Origin of the sequence: Micromonospora sp. CA-111912 (assembly GCF_050948415.1) — a bacterium.
Taxonomy (GTDB): domain Bacteria; phylum Actinomycetota; class Actinomycetes; order Mycobacteriales; family Micromonosporaceae; genus Micromonospora.
The window spans coordinates 1,447,630-1,463,485 of the sequence record NZ_CP192007.1 but is presented as its reverse complement, the minus strand read 5'-3'; the positions used below and the strand labels follow the sequence as shown (position 1 = coordinate 1,463,485).

At 74.1% G+C, this 15,856-nt stretch carries 19 protein-coding genes; 6 read left to right on the top strand and 13 right to left on the bottom strand.

Going from position 1 to position 15,856, the window contains the following annotated elements; genetic code table 11:
• Positions 1-83 precede the first annotated feature (83 nt).
• The 9 genes from ACQPZO_RS06745 to ACQPZO_RS06705 form a co-directional block, all read right to left on the bottom strand.
• Positions 84-1,097, bottom strand: coding sequence for an ADP-ribosylglycohydrolase family protein (locus ACQPZO_RS06745; protein ID WP_433348030.1), 1,014 nt, complete (start codon positions 1,095-1,097; stop codon positions 84-86).
• A gap of 36 nt (positions 1,098-1,133) precedes the next feature.
• Positions 1,134-1,502: a VOC family protein gene (locus ACQPZO_RS06740; protein ID WP_433348028.1), complete on the bottom strand. Its 369-nt coding sequence runs from the start codon at positions 1,500-1,502 to the stop codon at positions 1,134-1,136.
• Between the two features lie 35 nt (positions 1,503-1,537).
• Complete coding sequence (locus tag ACQPZO_RS06735) at positions 1,538-2,542, bottom strand: methionine synthase (protein ID WP_433348026.1); 1,005 nt, start codon at positions 2,540-2,542, stop codon at positions 1,538-1,540.
• 18 nt (positions 2,543-2,560) lie between these two features.
• Positions 2,561-3,634 (bottom strand): tRNA 2-thiouridine(34) synthase MnmA, encoded by a 1,074-nt coding sequence (gene mnmA, locus ACQPZO_RS06730; RefSeq protein WP_433348024.1) that lies wholly within the window; start codon positions 3,632-3,634, stop codon positions 2,561-2,563.
• 136 nt (positions 3,635-3,770) lie between these two features.
• Positions 3,771-4,946, bottom strand: a complete 1,176-nt coding sequence (locus tag ACQPZO_RS06725; protein ID WP_433348022.1) for a cysteine desulfurase family protein — start codon at positions 4,944-4,946, stop codon at positions 3,771-3,773.
• Positions 4,947-5,320: 374 nt separating this feature from the next.
• Positions 5,321-6,280: an electron transfer flavoprotein subunit alpha/FixB family protein gene (locus tag ACQPZO_RS06720; protein WP_387016704.1), complete on the bottom strand. Its 960-nt coding sequence runs from the start codon at positions 6,278-6,280 to the stop codon at positions 5,321-5,323.
• Between the two features lie 11 nt (positions 6,281-6,291).
• Positions 6,292-7,071, bottom strand: coding sequence for an electron transfer flavoprotein subunit beta/FixA family protein (locus ACQPZO_RS06715; protein ID WP_387016706.1), 780 nt, complete (start codon positions 7,069-7,071; stop codon positions 6,292-6,294).
• A 206-nt stretch (positions 7,072-7,277) separates the two neighbouring features.
• Positions 7,278-7,691 (bottom strand): hypothetical protein, encoded by a 414-nt coding sequence (locus tag ACQPZO_RS06710; RefSeq protein WP_433348019.1) that lies wholly within the window; start codon positions 7,689-7,691, stop codon positions 7,278-7,280.
• Positions 7,688-8,485, bottom strand: a complete 798-nt coding sequence (locus ACQPZO_RS06705; protein WP_433348017.1) for a GNAT family N-acetyltransferase — start codon at positions 8,483-8,485, stop codon at positions 7,688-7,690. Before ACQPZO_RS06705 ends, ACQPZO_RS06710 begins: the two co-directional genes overlap by 4 nt.
• Positions 8,486-8,496: 11 nt before the next feature.
• Between ACQPZO_RS06705 and ACQPZO_RS06700 the strand changes: the two genes are divergently transcribed.
• The 3 genes from ACQPZO_RS06700 to ACQPZO_RS06690 are packed head-to-tail and all read left to right on the top strand — an operon-like array spanning position 8,497 to position 9,657.
• Positions 8,497-8,919, top strand: a complete 423-nt coding sequence (locus ACQPZO_RS06700) for a YidH family protein (RefSeq protein ID WP_433348015.1) — start codon at positions 8,497-8,499, stop codon at positions 8,917-8,919.
• Positions 8,916-9,215 carry a DUF202 domain-containing protein gene (locus ACQPZO_RS06695; RefSeq protein ID WP_433348013.1) on the top strand — a complete coding sequence of 100 codons (300 nt, stop codon included), beginning with the start codon at positions 8,916-8,918 and terminating at the stop codon, positions 9,213-9,215. The genes ACQPZO_RS06700 and ACQPZO_RS06695 overlap by 4 nt, the downstream gene beginning before the upstream one ends.
• A 28-nt stretch (positions 9,216-9,243) precedes the next feature.
• Positions 9,244-9,657, top strand: coding sequence for a PLD nuclease N-terminal domain-containing protein (locus ACQPZO_RS06690; protein WP_433348011.1), 414 nt, complete (start codon positions 9,244-9,246; stop codon positions 9,655-9,657).
• A gap of 57 nt (positions 9,658-9,714) precedes the next feature.
• Here ACQPZO_RS06690 and ACQPZO_RS06685 read toward each other — a convergent pair whose 3' ends face one another.
• From ACQPZO_RS06685 to ACQPZO_RS06670, 4 genes are all read right to left on the bottom strand, one after another.
• The gene (locus ACQPZO_RS06685; RefSeq protein WP_433348009.1) at positions 9,715-10,524 is read right to left on the bottom strand and encodes an ABC transporter permease; all 810 of its coding nucleotides are present in this window, start codon (positions 10,522-10,524) and stop codon (positions 9,715-9,717) included.
• Positions 10,521-11,495, bottom strand: coding sequence for an ATP-binding cassette domain-containing protein (locus ACQPZO_RS06680; protein ID WP_433348007.1), 975 nt, complete (start codon positions 11,493-11,495; stop codon positions 10,521-10,523). Before ACQPZO_RS06680 ends, ACQPZO_RS06685 begins: the two co-directional genes overlap by 4 nt.
• 144 nt (positions 11,496-11,639) lie before the next feature.
• The gene (locus tag ACQPZO_RS06675) at positions 11,640-13,262 is read right to left on the bottom strand and encodes an acetolactate synthase (protein WP_433348005.1); all 1,623 of its coding nucleotides are present in this window, start codon (positions 13,260-13,262) and stop codon (positions 11,640-11,642) included.
• A gap of 71 nt (positions 13,263-13,333) precedes the next feature.
• Entirely contained in the window at positions 13,334-14,107 is a 774-nt protein-coding gene (locus ACQPZO_RS06670) for an enoyl-CoA hydratase/isomerase family protein (protein WP_433348003.1), read from the bottom strand.
• A 97-nt stretch (positions 14,108-14,204) separates the two neighbouring features.
• Here ACQPZO_RS06670 and ACQPZO_RS06665 point away from each other — a divergent pair, with 97 nt between their 5' ends.
• From ACQPZO_RS06665 to ACQPZO_RS06655, 3 genes are all read left to right on the top strand, one after another.
• Positions 14,205-14,726, top strand: coding sequence for a DUF6232 family protein (locus tag ACQPZO_RS06665; protein ID WP_433348001.1), 522 nt, complete (start codon positions 14,205-14,207; stop codon positions 14,724-14,726).
• Between the two features lie 259 nt (positions 14,727-14,985).
• The gene (locus tag ACQPZO_RS06660) at positions 14,986-15,468 is read left to right on the top strand and encodes a DUF6232 family protein (RefSeq protein WP_433347999.1); all 483 of its coding nucleotides are present in this window, start codon (positions 14,986-14,988) and stop codon (positions 15,466-15,468) included.
• Positions 15,465-15,839, top strand: coding sequence for a hypothetical protein (locus ACQPZO_RS06655; RefSeq protein WP_433347997.1), 375 nt, complete (start codon positions 15,465-15,467; stop codon positions 15,837-15,839). Before ACQPZO_RS06660 ends, ACQPZO_RS06655 begins: the two co-directional genes overlap by 4 nt.
• The last annotated feature ends 17 nt before the right edge of the window (positions 15,840-15,856 follow it).

The window sequence follows — 15,856 nt, the reverse complement described above, 5'->3', positions numbered from 1 at the left end:
AGAGCAAGAGGTTCGCGTCGGCGGCGGGGTGGCCTGGCGTGACGCAAACCTCTTGGTCAACGGGCTGGTCAGGTGGGCGGGGGTCAGTCGTGGGGGGTGGCGAGGGTGGTTAGTTGGTCGGCGTACTCGATGCGGGTGGACCAGTCGCGCGGCCAGGCGGACAGTCCGTGGGCGGCGCCGACGAAGGCGCCGGCCAGGGCCGCGATGGAGTCGGAGTCGCCGGCGGTGGTCGCACCCCGGGCCAGCGCGCCGACCGGGTCGTCGGCGTGCCACAGCGCGCAGAGCAACGCCGTCGCCAGCGCCTCCTCGGCCACCCACCCCTCACCGGTACGCCGGCACGGGTCGCCGCCGTCGTCGGGGCGGGTGAGCGTCGTGGTCAGCCGGCCCAGGGCGGCCAGGCACTCGTCCCAGCCGCGGGCGATGAACTCCTCCGGGGAGTCCACCCCCGGGCGCTGCCACAGGTCGCCGAGCCAGTCCGCCCGGTAGACCCGACGCTGCTCGCGGGCCCGCTCGGCGAGCAGCACCGGCAACTCGGCCAGGGCGACGCCGTCGCGCAGCAGCCGGACCGCGTAGGCGGTCAGCTCACTGGCGGCCAGCCCGGTGGGGTGGCCGTGGGTCAGCCCGGCCTGGAGCTGGGCGAGGCCGGCCAGGGTGTCCAGGTCGACGGGGAGCAGCCCGACGGGGGTGACCCGCATGTTGGCGCCGCAGCCCTTCGAGCCGGCGACGGTCGCCTCCTGCCAGCGCACCCCCCGGGACAGCTCGGCGCAGGCCCGCAGGCAGGTCATCCCCGGGGCGCGGTTGTTGTCCGGGCTGACCGCCCAGGCCAGGAAGCGCTCCCGCAGCAGCGGCTCGACCGCCTCCGGGGTGAACGCTGGAGCGTCGTGCAGCGCCCAGCCCACCGCGAGCGCCATCTGGGTGTCGTCGGTGACCAGCGCCGGGTCGCCCTCCAACTCGCGAGGGCCGGACGGGCCGTACCGGCGGTGGATCTCGGCGACGGTCAGGAACTCGGTCGGCCGGCCCAGCGCGTCACCGTAGGCGAGGCCGAAGAGCGAGCCGGAGGCCCGCCGGAGCGAGGTGTCAATCACCCCCGTGATCATGCCCGGCGGCAGCAAGCCGCGCCACGGGAGCGCGGGTCAGTCCCAACACAGGCAGAACGGGTGGCCGGCCGGGTCGGCGTAGACCCGGAAACCCTCGCCCTCGCCGGGCAGCCGCCGCGCGCCCAGGGCCAGCGCCGCCTTCTCGGCGGCCTCGATGTCGGAGACGGTGACATCGAGGTGGAACTGCTGGGGCCGCTCCGGGTCCGGCCAGGCCGGCGGGCGCAGGTCGGGCGCCTGCTGGAAGGCGAGCCGAGGATGGCGGCCGACCGGGCCGCCGAGCACCACCCACTCGTCGCCCTCGGAGTCCTCCTCCGCCACCGGCAGGCCCAGCAGCTCGGCGTAGAACGCCGCGAGGGCGCGGGGATCCGGGCAGTCGATCACCGTGGAACGCAGTTGTCCAACCATGGGGCCATCTTGCCCACCGGGTCCGACCGGAAACCTCAGTCCTCGGCGAGTCGCCGGCCCGCGTCCCGGCACGCCGCGAGCACCGCCCGGACGTACTGCGGGCTGGCTCCGGCGAGGCCGCAGGCCGGGGTGACCACCACCTGCTCGGCGAGGCGACGGCGCGGGAAGCCGAGGCGGTCCCAGAGTTGACGTACCCGGTCGGCGACCTGAGCGGAGGTCGGCGCGCCACCGGCCGGCGGCGGGGTGGCCGGGGCGGCGCCGGCCAGCAGCCCGAGCCCGGCGTCGATCGCCTCGCCGAGCGGGTCCAGGTCCCGCACCAGGCTCAGGTCCAGCGCGACCGCGGCAGCGCCGGCCGAGCGGAACAGCTCCAGCGGGACGTCCGGCGCGCAACAGTGCACCACGACCGGGACCCCGACCGCCTCGACCACCGTGCGCAGCAGGTCCGCCGCGTCGGGCTGCGCCACCGGGCGGTACGTGCCGAGACCGCTCTCCGTGGGCACCCGCCCAGCCAGGACGGCAGGCAGGGACGGCTCGTCGAGCTGGAGCAGCACCGTGGCCCGGGGCAGCCGGCGGGCCACCGCCGCCACGTGCGCGCGCAGCCCTTCGGCGAGCGACCCGGTGAGGTCCCGCACCGCGCCCGGGTCGCGCAGCATCCGCCCACCGATCGGCAGATCGAGCGAGGCGGCCAGGGTGTACGGGCCGGCCGCCTGCACCTTGACCGTCCCCGCGTACGCCTCGGCCTGCTCGGCGAGCTGGTCGAGGTCGCGTTCCATCAGGTCCCGGGCCCGGCGCAGGTCCCGGCCCGGCCGGGGGGCGACCCGCCATCGGCCCGCGTACAACTCGACCGGCAGCTCGACCAGCAGGCCTCCGGTGCGGCCGATCAGGTCCGCGCCCGGGCCGCGCTCGGGCAGCTCGGGCAGGTGGGGCAGCGCGGGCAGCTCCCCGAGGACGACCCGCTGCGCCTCGGCGACGTCGGTGCCGGGCAGCGAGCCGATACCGGTCGCCGCGCCGGCCGGCCAGGGCCACGCAAGATCTGTCACGGGCGAAGGGTATACGGATCAGGCGGTGATGGTGGCGGAGCCGAGCACCACGTCGCCGGCCGGGTCCGGCCGGTACGCCACCACGGCCTGGCCCGCGGCGACCCCGCGCACCGGACGGCCCAGCTCGGCGCGCAGCGTGTCCCCGATCAGCTCGACGGTGGCCGGCACCACGTCACCGTGGGCGCGCAACTGCACCTCGCACCCGACCGGCCCGGCCGGCCGCCCCCCACCGGTCCAGACCGGACGCTCGGCGCGCACCGAGAAGACCTCGAGCGCCTCGGCCGGCCCCACGGTGACGGTGTTGGTCTTCGGTGTGATCGAGAGCACGTAACGCGGTCGTCCGTCCGGGGCGGGCCGGTCCAGGTGCAGGCCGCGCCGCTGCCCCACCGTGTACGCGTAGGCGCCGGTGTGGCTGCCGACCACCGCGCCGGTGAGCGCGTCGACCACGTCGCCCGACGCCTCGCCGAGTCGTCCGGCCAGGAAGCCCCTGGTGTCGCCATCGGCGATGAAGCAGATGTCGTGCGAGTCGGGCTTGTCGGCCACGGCCAGCCCGCGGCGGGCCGCCTCCTCGCGGACCTGCGCCTTCGTCGAGTCGCCGAGCGGGAAGACCGACCGGTCGAGCTGGGCACGGGTCAGCACCGCCAGCACGTACGACTGGTCCTTGGCGAGGTCGACGCTGCGGCGCAGCAGGCCGTCCGGGCCGAGCCGGGCGTGGTGGCCGGTGACGACGGCGTCGAAGCCCAGGGCCACGGCCCGGTCCAGCACCGCCGCGAACTTGATCTTCTCGTTGCAGCGCAGGCAGGGGTTCGGGGTACGACCGGCCGCGTACTCGGCGACGAAGTCGTCTACCACCTCTTCGTGGAACCGGTCGGCCATGTCCCACACGTAGAACGGGATGCCGATCACGTCGGCGGCCCGCCGGGCATCCCGGGAGTCCTCCAGCGTGCAGCACCCCCGCGCCCCGGTGCGGTACGTCTGCGGATTGCGGGCGAGCGCCAGGTGCACGCCAGTCACGTCGTGCCCGGCCTCCACGGCCCGCGCCGCCGCCACGGCGGAGTCCACCCCGCCCGACATGGCCGCAAGAACCCTCACCCCGTCACGCTCCCTTCCCCACCCGAGCGTACCGGCCCCGTCCTGTCGCCCCGTCGATCATGGAACGGTGCCGGGGGCGGAACGCGCACGGCACCGAACCGGGCCCACGAGTCCATCTGGTCGGCGGGGGTGAGGGCTAGCGGGGGGTGCGGAGGGCGGCGGCGCGGCGGGCGCGGTCGACTGCGGCCGGGAGGGCCGTCACCAGGGCGTCGATCTCTGCCTGGGTGCTGGTGTGGCCGAGGGTGAAGCGGAGCGAGGAACGGGCGCGGTCGTCATCGGCGCCCATCGCGATCAGCACGTGCGAGGGCTGGGCCACCCCGGCCGAGCAGGCCGAGCCCGTGGAACAGGCGATGCCCTGGGCGTCGAGCAGCAGGAGCAGGGCGTCGCCCTCGCAGCCCGGGAAGGAGAAGTGCGCGTTGCCCGGGAGCCGGTCGGCGGGGTCGCCGTTGAAGACCACCTCGGGGACGGCGTGCCGGACCCGCTCCACCAGGTCGTCGCGGAGGACGGCCACCCGGGCCGCGTACTCCTGCTGGCCCTTCACGGCCGCCTCCACCGCGACCGCGAAGGCGACGATGCCGGCGGTGTCCAGCGTCCCGGAGCGGACGTCGCGCTCCTGCCCGCCGCCGTGCAGCAGCGGGGTGGCCGCGACATCCCGGGCGAGCACCAGCGCGCCGACGCCCGCAGGGCCGCCCAGCTTGTGCCCGGTGACGGTGAGCGCTGAGACGCCGCTGGCGGCGAAGTCGACCGGCACCTGGCCGACGGCCTGGATCGCGTCGGTGTGGAACGGCACGCCGTGCTCGGCGGCGACGGCGGCCAGCGCGGCGACCGGCTGGATGGTGCCCACCTCGTTGTTGGCCCACATGGCGGTGACCAGGGCCACGTCGTCGCCGTGCGCGGCCAACTCGGCGCGCAGCGTCTCCGGGGCGAGCCGACCGGCGGCGTCCACCGGCAGCCATCCCACCTCGGCCGCCTCGTGGTCGACCAGCCAGTCGACCGCGTCGAGCACGGCGTGGTGCTCGACGGCGCTGGAGATCAGCCGCCGCCGGCCCGGGGACGCGGACCGGCGGGCCCAGAAGATGCCCTTGACCGCGAGGTTGTCGCTCTCCGTGCCGCCGCCGGTGAAGATGACCTCGGACGGGCGGGCGCCCAGCGCGGCGGCCACCCGCTCGCGGGACTCCTCCACCCAGCGCCGGGCGCGTCGGCCGGCCGCGTGCAGCGACGACGCGTTGCCGACCTCGCGGGCAGCGGCCAGGTACGCCTCCAGTGCCTCGTCGAGCATCGGAGTCGTCGCGGCGTGATCCAGGTATGCCATCGCCGTTCAGCCTACTGACCGGGGCACCGGCAACCCGAAGCCGGAGGGCACCCTCGCCCACCTCCGGGGAGACCACCGTGGCGCGGCCGAATGGCGAGAGCAGAACCCCCGCACCCCACCTGGCGATTCCCCCGACCGTTCCGGGGTACTACAAGGTCTCAGGCATCGACCCGACACCCCGCCCACTCCGGCGACAGCCGGTCGAGGGGCACCTCGACGGGCTGGTCGGCGGGCCGGCTCAGCTCCCCGACCCGCCGATCAGCCCCCTCCCCCACCCCCGCCCTCCGAACGCGGCAAATACGGGAAAGAGTGGCCGTCCCACGTGGGACGGCCACTCTTTCCGGGTATCTGCGGGCAGCCCCAGGGGGCCTCGTTCACTTGCGCTTGCGGATCTCCTCGGCGGCCTGCGGGACGACCTTGAACAGGTCGCCGACGACGCCGAAGTCGGCCAGCTCGAAGATCGGGGCCTCGCCGTCCTTGTTCACGGCGACGATGGTCTTCGAGGTCTGCATGCCGGCCCGGTGCTGGATCGCCCCGGAGATGCCCAGCGCGACGTAGAGCTGCGGGGAGACGGTCTTGCCGGTCTGGCCCACCTGGAACTGGTGCGGGTAGAAGCCGGAGTCGACGGCCGCGCGGGACGCCCCGACGGCGCCGCCGAGCAGGTCGGCCAGCTCCTCGACCAGCTTGAAGTTGTCGGCGTTGCCGACGCCACGACCGCCGGAGACGACCACGCCGGCCTCGGTCAGCTCGGGGCGCGAGCCCTTCTGCTCGGCGACCCGGTCGACGACCTTGGCCAGCTTGTCGGTGTCGGTGACCGACACGGTGAGCTGCTCGACGGTCGGGGTGGCGGCGGCCGGCACCGGGGTGACCGAGTTCGGCCGGACGGTGACCAGCGGGAGGCCCTTGGTGACCTTGGACTTCACGATGGCCGAGCCGGCGAACGCGACCTGGGTGGCGGTGCCGTCGGCCGCGAGGCCGACCACGTCGGTCAGGATGCCGTTGTCCAGCTTGACGGCCAGCCGGGCGGCGATCTCCTTGCCCTCCTGGGCGGAGGCGAGCAGCACGGCCGCGGGCTGGACCCGCTTGACCAACTCGGCCAGCACGGTGGCCTTGGGGGCCACCAGGTAGCCGTCGATCTCCTCACCCTCTGCGGCGTAGATCTTCTCCGCGCCGTACTCGCCCAGCTTGGCGCTCAGCGCCTCGGCGGCGCCGGGGCCACCGAGCACGACCGCGCTCGGCGTGCCCAGCTCGCGGGCGAGGGTGAGCATCTCCAGGGTGACCTTCTTGACGCCGAACTCCCGGGTGGCTTCGACGACGACGAGAACCTCAGACATGTCCAGACCCCTCACACGAACTTCTCGGTGGCGAGGAACTCGACCAGCTGCACGCCGCCGGAGCCCTCGTCGGTGACCTTCGCGCCGCCGGAGCGCGGTGGGCGCTTGGTGTGCCCCAGCACGGCGCTGGTCGCGCCGTCGAAGCCCACCTCGGCCGGGGCAACGCCGAGGTCACCCAGGGAGAGCGTCTGCACCGGCTTCTTCTTGGCGGCCATGATGCCCTTGAAGGACGGGTAGCGCGGCTCGTTGATGGTGTCCCAGACGGAGACGACGGCCGGGGTCGAGGCGGTTACCACCTCGTAGCCCTCCTCGGTCTGCCGCTCGACGGTCAGGGTGGCACCGTCGACGGTGAGCTTGCGCGCACCGGTCAGCGCGGCGACGCCGAGGCGCTCGGCGATCATGTGCGGCAGGACCTGGACCCGGCCGTCGGTCGACTCGGCGCCGCAGATCACCAGGTCGGCGCCCAGCTGACCGAGAGCGGCGGCGAGCACCTTCGAGGTGGCCACGGCGCAGGACCCGTGCAGGGCGTCGTCGACGACGTGCACGGCCTTGTCCGGCCCCATGGAGAGCGCCTTGCGGATCGACTCGGTCGCCCGGTCCGGACCCATGGTCAGGATGGTGACCTCGCCGCCGTGCGCCTCCTTGATCTTCAACGCCTCTTCGATGGCGTACTCGTCCATCTCGTTGATGACGTTGTTCGCCGAACCGCGGTCGACGGTGTTGTCGTCAGTGCGCAGGCTGCGGTCCGCGCCCGAATCGGGCACCTGCTTGACGAGTACGACGATGTTCATCGCGCTTCGACGACCCTCCTGTTGGTGTTGCGATTGCTCGCCCGGTCTCGGGCGCAGCCTCGCGCGTCCGTTGACGCCCGGTCAACAGCGGGCTGCTGTGCAGTTGCCCACGGCCCAATGTTACCCACAAGTAGCTTCGACCTCCGGGGGCCCCGGAGTGACACAGCTCACCGCACGCGACCCGGCCGGGTCGCGTGCGGCGGGGGTCAGGCCGGCTCGGCCAGCGCGGCCCTGATCTTGTCGATCGCCGCCGCCTCGGCCGGCACCACCCCCCGGTGCGCCCGGGCCACCCGGTCGGCGGCGGCGAGCACCAGCGACCGGTAGCCGGCCACGTCCTCCGGGGACTTCTCCCGCAGGATCTCCACCGCCCGGCCGAGCGCCGGCAGCACCACCGACTCGATCTCCAGGGCCGAGTCGCGGGGCAGCATCGGCAGCGGCCCGGTGGTGAGGGCCTCCTTCACCGGCCCGCCCGCCTGCGCCAACACCCCGGACGCGGCGAAGCTCTCCCGCAGCAGCGCGAGCACGCCCGGATCGGCGTTCGAGACCAGGAAGACCGCGCCGAACGCGCCGGTCTTCAGGGTGAGCCGCTCGTCGTCCGTCAGTCGCTGCCCCATGGTCACGGAGTGTAGATGTAGGGCGTGGTGGTGGTGACCGGGACGAGGCCGAGCCGCTCCAGGATCGGCCGGCTGTCGTCGGAGGCGTCCACCTGGAGCAGGGTGCGGTCGCGCTGGGCGGCCAACCGCGCCCGGTGTCCGACCAACGCCCGGTAGATGCCCCGGCGGCGCCAACCCTCCAGCGTCGAGCCGCCCCACAACGTCGCGAAGCCGGTGCCGGGGACGTAGCGCACCCAGCCGGCGCTGACCACGGTCTCCCCCGCCTCGGCGACCACCACCGTGATCGACTGCGGGTCGGCGGCGATCTCCCGCTCCAGCCCGTCGGCGAGGTGACCCCGGCTGTCGCCCCAGACCTCCTCCTCCATGACCACGATCCGGTCCAGGTCGGCGCGGGCGGTCACCTCACGCAGGCGTACCCCCTCGGGGACCACCGGGAGGGCTGCGGCCAGCGGCGCGACCGGGCCGATCACGACGGTCTCCCGCTCCTCCGGGACGAACCCGGCGGCCCGCAACCGGTCGGGCAGGTCGGCCGGCTCGTCGTGGCCGTGCAGCTTCCACTCCACCTGCTCGCCCCGGGCCCGGAAGAACTCCACCTGCCGAGCGATCAGCTCGTCCAGCGCCGCCCCGGTCAGGCCGCCCAGGTCCCGGTAGCTGAGGAAACCCGCGTGGTCCAGGCCGAGAATGCGGGACAGCGGCCCGTCCCGCTCCACGGTCACCCCGGCCGGGAGCGGGTCCGGCACCCATGCCTTCAGCTGGTTGTCGTACGCCTCACGCAGCGTCATCGCATCAAGATCGGTCACCGGTCCAGGCTATGCCGGGGGCAAAGCGGATAATCGGCTTCGTGTGGGAGACGGTGCGACGGTGGTTCGACCCGCGGGAGCTGCGGTCGGTGGGCAGCACGCCCGACTACCGGTTCTCCCTGGCCAACGAGCGGACGTTCCTGGCCTGGCTGCGCACCGGGCTGGCGCTAGTCGCCGGCGGGCTGGCCGCGGCCCAGTTCCTGCCGCCGCTGCCGCTGGCGCACCTGCGCGAGGCGATCGCCGTCGCGCTGCTGCTGCTCGGCGGGACGGTGGCGGTGCGGGCCGTGGACCACTGGGCCCGCACCGAGCGGGCCATCCGGCTCGGCGAGGAGCTACCGGCGTCCCGCTTCCCCGCCGTCCTCGCCCTCGCCGTGGGGCTGGGCGCGCTGCTGCTGGTGGTGGCCGTGCTCGTCCGGGCGGTCGGCGGCCAGTGACCGGGGACCCGGGGCTGCAACCCGAACGGACCCGGCTGGCCTGGCGGCGCACCCTGCTCGCGCTCACCGTCGTCACCGTGCTGACCGTCCGGTTGGCCCTCACCGGGGACGCGACCGGGGCGGTGCTGGCCGGCGTGGCGATCGCCGGCTGGGCGGCGGCGCTGGTCCTCTGCTGGGGGCGGGCCGTCGGCTCGGGCCCGATGCGCGGCACATCGCGGACCATGCCCGTGGTCGCCCTGGCCGCCCTCGGGCAGGCCGCGGTGGGTGTGCTGCTGACGGTGCGCGGACTGTGGTGATCGGGCGAAGGTGCGCCATGATAGGGGGATGGCCAGGCTGTACGTCCTACTCTTCCTGATCCAGATCGTCCTCGCGGTCTGCGCGCTGATCAGCTGTCTCTCGGCCGAGGAGGGCCAGGTCCGCGGCCTGCCCCGGATCGCCTGGGTGCTGGTCATCCTGATCTTCCCGCTGGTCGGCTCGATCGCCTGGTTCGTCGCGGGACGGGAGCCCGCCGCGGGCCGGCCCCGGGCGGCCGGGCCGCTCGGCCGCGCTCCGGCCGAGCGCCGCCGGCCCGTCGCCCCGGACGACGACCCGGAGTTCCTCAGCTCCCTCGCCGAGCACTCCCGCGAGCAGGACCAGGAGCTGTTCCGCCGCTGGGAGGACGACCTGCGCCGGCGCGAGGACGACCTGCGCCGCAAGGAGGGCGACCCGCCCCGGGAGGACGACCGGCCGGGGGCCTGACGCGGCGGCGAGCCCGGTCAGACTGCCGGCTGGAGCCGGTCCGCGAGCTGGTGCGGGTCACACTCGACGCCTGAGCGCCCGAACCGCCAGGGGCGCGAAGACGGCGGCGAGGGCGACGGCCCAGAGCATCGACTGGACGACCGGGGCGGCCACCGGGCCACCGACCAGCAGTCCGCGCAGGGCGTCGGCCAGGATGGTCACCGGGTTGACCTCGACCCAGTGCTGGAGCCAGCTCGGCATCCGGTCGGTCGGGACGAAGACGTTGCTGGTGAAGGTGAGCGGGAAGATCACCATGAAGCCGAAGATCTGCACCTTCTCGGGCTCGCTGACCAGCACCCCGACCAGCACCGAGATCCACGCGGCGGCCAGCGAGAAACCGAGCAGCAGGACGAACGCCCCGAGCAGCCCGAACACCCCGTTGCCCAGCCGGAAGCCGAGGATCGCGCCGACGCCGATCAGCAGCGACACCGACCAGGCCTGCTTCACCGTGTCGGCGAGGATCCGCCCGGCCAACGGCGACCAACGGGCGATCGGCAGGGCGCGCAGCCGGTCGAACACGCCCTTGGTGAGGTCGTTGTTCAGCCCGAACCCGGTGGTCATGGTGGCGAAGAGGGCGTTCTGCACGATGATGCCGGGCAGCGCGAACGTCAGGTACTCCCCCGGCGAGCCGGAGATGGCCGTGCCGAAGACGTACGTGAACAGCAGCACGAACATCACCGGCTGGATGCTCAGGTCGAGCAGCTCCATCGGGTTGTGCTTGATCTGCACCAGGCTGCGCCAGGCCAGGGTGAGGGTGTGCCGCAGCCCGGCGGACACGCCGAGCCGTCGGGCCGGGGCCAGCGGGGCGGTGACGGTGGCGGCGGTCATGCCGGCGTCCTTTCCAGGTCGGCCCCGGCCGGGGCGTCGGACTCGGCGCGGTGGCCGGTGAGGGAGAGGAAGACCTCGTCGAGGCTGGAGCCGCGCAGGGCCAGCTCAGCCACCGGAACCTCGGCGGCGTCGAGGCGGCGGACCACGGCGGGCAGCACCGCCGGGTCGTTCACCGGGACGGTGACGGTGGTGTGGGCGACCTCCGGGGTGACGGCGGCCACCTCGCCGGCGATGGACACCACGGTCGCCAGGTCGGTCGGGTCCACCGGGCGGACCGTGAGCACCTGGCCGCCGGTCTTGGCCTTCAGCTCCTCCGGCGTGCCCTGGGCGATCACCCGGCCATGGTCGACGACGGCGATCTCGCCGGCGAGCTGGTCGGCCTCCTCCAGGTACTGCGTGGTCAGCAGCACGGTCACCCCGTCGGTGACCAGTTCTCGGACCGTGTCCCACAGCTCGTTGCGGCTGCGCGGGTCCAGCCCGGTGGTCGGCTCGTCGAGGAAGAGCACCTGCGGCCGGCCGACGAGGCTGGCGGCCAGGTCCAGACGGCGGCGCATCCCGCCGGAGTAGGTCTTCGCCGCCCGGTCGGCGGCGTCGGTCAGCTGGAACCTGGCGAGCAGCTCACCCGCCCGGGCCCGGCCGTCGGCCCGACTCAGCCCGAGCAGCCGCCCGATCAGCAGCAGGTTCTCGGTGCCGGTGAGGGCCTCGTCGACCGAGGCGTACTGGCCGGTGAGGCCGATGAGCTGGCGGACCCGGTGGGCGTCGCGGCGGATGTCGTACCCGCCCACGGTGGCGTGGCCCTCGTCGGCGGCGAGCAGGGTGGCGAGCACCCGCACGATGGTGGTCTTGCCGGCCCCGTTGGGCCCGAGCAGCCCGAACACGGTCCCGGTGGGGACCGCGAGGTCGACTCCGGCGAGGGCCGTGGTGGCGCCGAAGCGCCGCACCAGACCCTCCGCCCGGATCGCGTACGTCATGGAAAGCTCCCGTCGTCTCGCTCGTCACGCCACATGGCCGACGGCACTGACAAACTGCCGAGGCGCGGCTGACGTTACGGCGACGGGCGCAGACAATCCGGTGATTCAGCCCTCGGCGGATCACGCCGAGGGCCGACGGCGGCCTCAGGCCAGGTTCGAGGAGCGGGGGTACGCATCGGCCGGATCGGTCAGGACGTTGACCAGGTACGGCACGCCGGAGGCGAAGGCGCGGTCCAGGGCCGGGGCGAGGTCGGCGGCCTTCTCCACCAGCTCCCCCGCGCCGCCGAGGGCCTCGACGACCTTGTCGTAGCGCAGCCCGGGCTGGAGGTCGGCGGCCACGTCGTAGCCGTACATGGCCCGCATCGGGTGCTTCTCCAGGCCCCAGATGCCGTTGTTGCCGACCACGATCACCACGGGGAGCCGCTGGCGGACCAGGGACTCCACGTCCATCAGCGAGAACCCGGCCGCGCCGTCGCCCATCAGCACGCAGACCTGCCGGTCCGGGTGGCTGACCCGGGCCCCCATGGCGTAGCCCATGCCGGTGCCGAGGCAGCCGTACGGGCCGGGGTCGAGCCAGGTGCCGGGCTGGGCGGGCTCCAGGTACTTCCCGGCGTACGAGACGAAGTCGCCCCCGTCGCCGATGGTGATGGCGTCCGGGGCGAGGACCCGGCGCAGCTCGCCGTAGACCCGGGCCGGTCGGATCGGGTCGGTCTCGGCGGCCATCTCCTCGCCGTCGCGGGCCTTCGCGGCGTCCTCGGCGACGCGCAGCTCGGCGATCCAGTCGGCGTGGTCGGCCCGGTCGCCGGGGTGGTCGGCGAACGCGGTGAGGACCAACCGCAGGTCGCCGGCGGGCGAGGCGGCCGGCTGGACGTGGGTGGCGCGCTGGCCGGGGGCGTCCACCACGTGCACGACCTGGGCGCCCCCGAAGTCGCCGAAGCCGAGCCGGAAGTCCAGCGGGGTGCCGACCACGACGACCACGTCGGCGCCGCGCAGGGCGACCCGGCGGGCCTTCGCGAAGGCGAGCGGGTGGGTCGGCGGCAGCGCGCCCCGGCCCATGCCGTTGGTGAAGACGGGCACCTGCAACGCCTCGGCGGCGGCCCGCAGTGCGTCGACGGCGCCCCCGGCGTACACGTCGGAGCCGGCGATGATCACCGGACGGCGGGCGGCGGCGATCAGTGCGGCGGCCCTCGCCACCTCCTCCGGGTCGGCCTCGACCGGGGCGGGCGGGGCCGCCTCGGGCAGTTCGGCGTCGCCGACGGAGAAGACCGCCTCCAGGGGGACGTCCAGGAAGACCGGGCCCCGGTGCGGGGTGAGCGCGGTCGTCAGCGCGGCGCTGACCGCGCGCGGGATGTCGTCGGCGCTGAACACCGTCTCGGCGTGCTTGGTGACCGGGGCGACCAGTGGCAGGTGGTCCATCTCCTGGAGGCTGCCGGAGCCCCAGCGGAACTGCGGGGCCCGACCCCCGAGCACCAGCACCGGCGACGCGTTGAAGAACGCGCTGGTCAGCCCGGAGATGCCGTTGGTGACGCCGGGGCCGGCGGTGAGCACGGCGAGGCCGGGGCGGCGGTTGAGCTTGGCCACCGCCTCGGCCGCGAAGACCGCCGACTGCTCGTGCCGGACGTCGTAGAGCGGGAATCCGGCCTTGTGGGCCGCGTCGTAGAGCGGGAAGACGTGCCCGCCGGAGAGGGTGAACATCTCCCGTACGCCGTGCGCGCGCAGCGCCGCGAGCGCCAGTTCCCCGCCGTGACCTTCGACCCGCTCCGTCATCGCCGTTCCCCTCGTCCGTGGCCGGAGTCACACGCTACTGGCCGGTAGGCGGAATGTGAACCGCCCTCGGGTCAGCGCCCGGTGAAGTCCGGCTTGCGCTTCTCGACGAAGGCGGCCATCCCCTCGCGCCGGTCGTCGGTGGCGAACAGCGCCGCGAAGAGCTGACTCTCCCAGGCCAGGCCGGAGGTGAGATCCATGTCCAGGCCGCCGTCGACCGCGAGCTTCGCCGCCCGCAGCGCCTGCACCGGACCCTTCAGGTACGGCTTCACCAACTCGACGGCGGCGGAGTACACCTCGGCGGCCGGGACCACCCGGTCGGCCAGGCCGATCCGCAGCGCCTCCTGGGCGTCCACCATCCGGCCCGACATGATCAGGTCCTTGGCCCGGGCCGGGCCGACGAGACGGGCCAGCCGCTGGGTGCCGCCCGCGCCGGGGATGACACCGAGCTTGATCTCCGGCTGGCCGAGCTTGGCGTCCTCGGCCACCACCCGCCAGTCGCAGGCCAGGGCCAGCTCGCACCCGCCGCCGAGGGCGTACCCGGTGATCGCGGCGACCACCGGCTTGGGGATCCGGGCGAACTCGCCGAGCGCGCTGGACAGGCCGGCCGCCCGCTCTGCCATGTCCACGTAGGACATGTCGGCCATCTCCTTGATGTCCGCGCCGGCCGCGAAGACCTTCTCCCCGCCGTACACGATGACGGCGCGGACCTCGGGGTCGGCGGTGGCGGCCGCAGCGGCGGCCCGCAACTCCTCCTGGACCTGCTTGTTGAGCGCGTTCATCGGCGGCCGCTCCAACCGGATGGTGCCGATGCCGTCCCTGGTCTCCAGCCGCACGAACTCGCTCACGCCGCCCTCACTTCCTCGTCGAAGTCGCGTGCCAACCTTACGGCCCGGGTCGTTGGGGTAAGTAGTCTGGTGTCCACCCCGCGTCACGGAGTCCGCCATGGTCAGGTACTACGACGACAGGTCGGTGCAGGTCACCTCCGCCGCCATCCACGTGGACGGCCAGGCGTACCCGCTGGCCGAGATCAGCATGGTCTGGCACCTGCGCGGCAGCCGGTCCTGGCGGGTGCTCGTCGGCCGGGGCGCGATCGGCGCCGCACTCGCCGGGCCACTGGTCGCCGCCGCGCTGGGCGTGGCGCTGGCGCTGTGGCTGCACCGCTCGCTGACCGTCACGATCGCCATCGTGGGGGCCTCGGTGCTGGTCGGGCTCGCCGTCGGACCGGTCGCCGACTTCCTCTTCGAGCACCTGGACCGCTCGTACGCCCGAGGCAGCCGGCAGCTTGAACTGTGGGTCCGGTGGCGCGGCCACCCGGTGCGACTGCTGAGCACCCGCGACGCGCTGCGCTTCGGGCAGATCTACCGGGCTGTGCAGCGCGCGGTGGAGAGTAGCCAGTCGCCGGCCCTCCGGGTGCGGGACACAGGCCCGTCGGGCAACATCGCCAGGCCGCGCAACAGGACGTAGAGGTCCCGCCCGGTCCCGCCCACGGACGGTACGCCGGGGCGGAGAGGTTCGCCGCTCGCGATGCGACGGAGGTGTTTCCGACCGCCTATGGGGCTGCCCGCATGGACGGGGCAGACCCGGGGGACGGGCCGCGCACAGGCGGGGCAGCTCCAAAGGGCCCCGGAACCCCCACCGCGCAACGCCTCACCACGCCGGCCACGCGCCGGAAAGACCCCCACACGCGGAGGCGCGGCGCGGCCACGGCCGGTTAGCCTTAGTGATGACCCTCTATTACCGGGACGACGCGGTACAGGTGACGTCCGAGTCGATCCGGGTGGGCGGCCACACCATCGGAATCGCCGACGTCACGTACGTCTGGCACGCGCGGGGGCGGACCACCCTCGCCGTACGCGGGCGGGTGGTCGGCCGGGGCGTGCTGGTGCTGCTGTTGTCGCTGCCACCGCTGGTGGCGCTGGTCTGCGTGGTGTCGCTCGCCTGGTCTGCGCAGGACCGGGGCAACTGGACGCTGGCCCTGATCATCCTGGCTGCCTGTGCCGTGGGCGCGCTGGCCCTGGTCCCATTCCTGGAGGTGCCGCTCGGCTGGCTGGACCGCTCGTACGAGCGGGGCAACCGGGTGAACGAGCTGTGGGTGCAGCACCACGGCCAGGAGGTGATGCTGCTGCGTACCCCGGACGCGCTACGGTTCGGGCAGATCTACCGCGCCGTGCAGCGCGCCGTCGAACAGCAGGGGGAGCGCCGATGACCGAACGCCGTGGTGAGGCGCTCGCCCTGGCCGGGCTGCTCGCCGCCGCGGGCGTCACCCACCTGGTGAAGCCCGGCCTCTACGACCCGATCGTGCCGCGCGCGCTGCCCGGCCCGGCCCGCTTCTGGACGTACGCCAGCGGGGTCGCGGAGCTGGCCGTGGCCGCGGCCGTGGCCCACCCGCGTACCCGGCGCAGGGGCGGGCTGGCCGCCGCCGCGCTCTTCGTGGCGGTGCTACCGGCGAACGTGCGGATGGCCGGCGACTGGCGGCACCGGAGTCCCGCCCGCCGGGCGGTGGCCTACGGCCGGCTGCCGGCGCAGGCCCCGCTGATCTGGTGGGCAGCGCGCGTCGCCCGGGCCGCCGGGCGCTGACCGGGCGGCACTGGCCG

Coding starts and splice junctions, on each gene's coding strand:
- ACQPZO_RS06655 (WP_433347997.1), top strand. CDS start 15,465: ATGACCGAACGCCGTGGTGAGGCGCTCGCCCTGGCCGGGCTGCTCGCC.
- ACQPZO_RS06745 (WP_433348030.1), bottom strand. CDS start 1,097: ATGATCACGGGGGTGATTGACACCTCGCTCCGGCGGGCCTCCGGCTCG.
- ACQPZO_RS06690 (WP_433348011.1), top strand. CDS start 9,244: ATGGCCAGGCTGTACGTCCTACTCTTCCTGATCCAGATCGTCCTCGCG.
- ACQPZO_RS06700 (WP_433348015.1), top strand. CDS start 8,497: ATGCCGGGGGCAAAGCGGATAATCGGCTTCGTGTGGGAGACGGTGCGA.
- ACQPZO_RS06685 (WP_433348009.1), bottom strand. CDS start 10,524: ATGACCGCCGCCACCGTCACCGCCCCGCTGGCCCCGGCCCGACGGCTC.
- ACQPZO_RS06675 (WP_433348005.1), bottom strand. CDS start 13,262: ATGACGGAGCGGGTCGAAGGTCACGGCGGGGAACTGGCGCTCGCGGCG.
- ACQPZO_RS06665 (WP_433348001.1), top strand. CDS start 14,205: ATGGTCAGGTACTACGACGACAGGTCGGTGCAGGTCACCTCCGCCGCC.
- ACQPZO_RS06680 (WP_433348007.1), bottom strand. CDS start 11,495: ATGACGTACGCGATCCGGGCGGAGGGTCTGGTGCGGCGCTTCGGCGCC.
- ACQPZO_RS06715 (WP_387016706.1), bottom strand. CDS start 7,071: ATGAACATCGTCGTACTCGTCAAGCAGGTGCCCGATTCGGGCGCGGAC.
- ACQPZO_RS06720 (WP_387016704.1), bottom strand. CDS start 6,280: ATGTCTGAGGTTCTCGTCGTCGTCGAAGCCACCCGGGAGTTCGGCGTC.
- ACQPZO_RS06725 (WP_433348022.1), bottom strand. CDS start 4,946: ATGGCATACCTGGATCACGCCGCGACGACTCCGATGCTCGACGAGGCA.
- ACQPZO_RS06740 (WP_433348028.1), bottom strand. CDS start 1,502: ATGGTTGGACAACTGCGTTCCACGGTGATCGACTGCCCGGATCCCCGC.
- ACQPZO_RS06660 (WP_433347999.1), top strand. CDS start 14,986: ATGACCCTCTATTACCGGGACGACGCGGTACAGGTGACGTCCGAGTCG.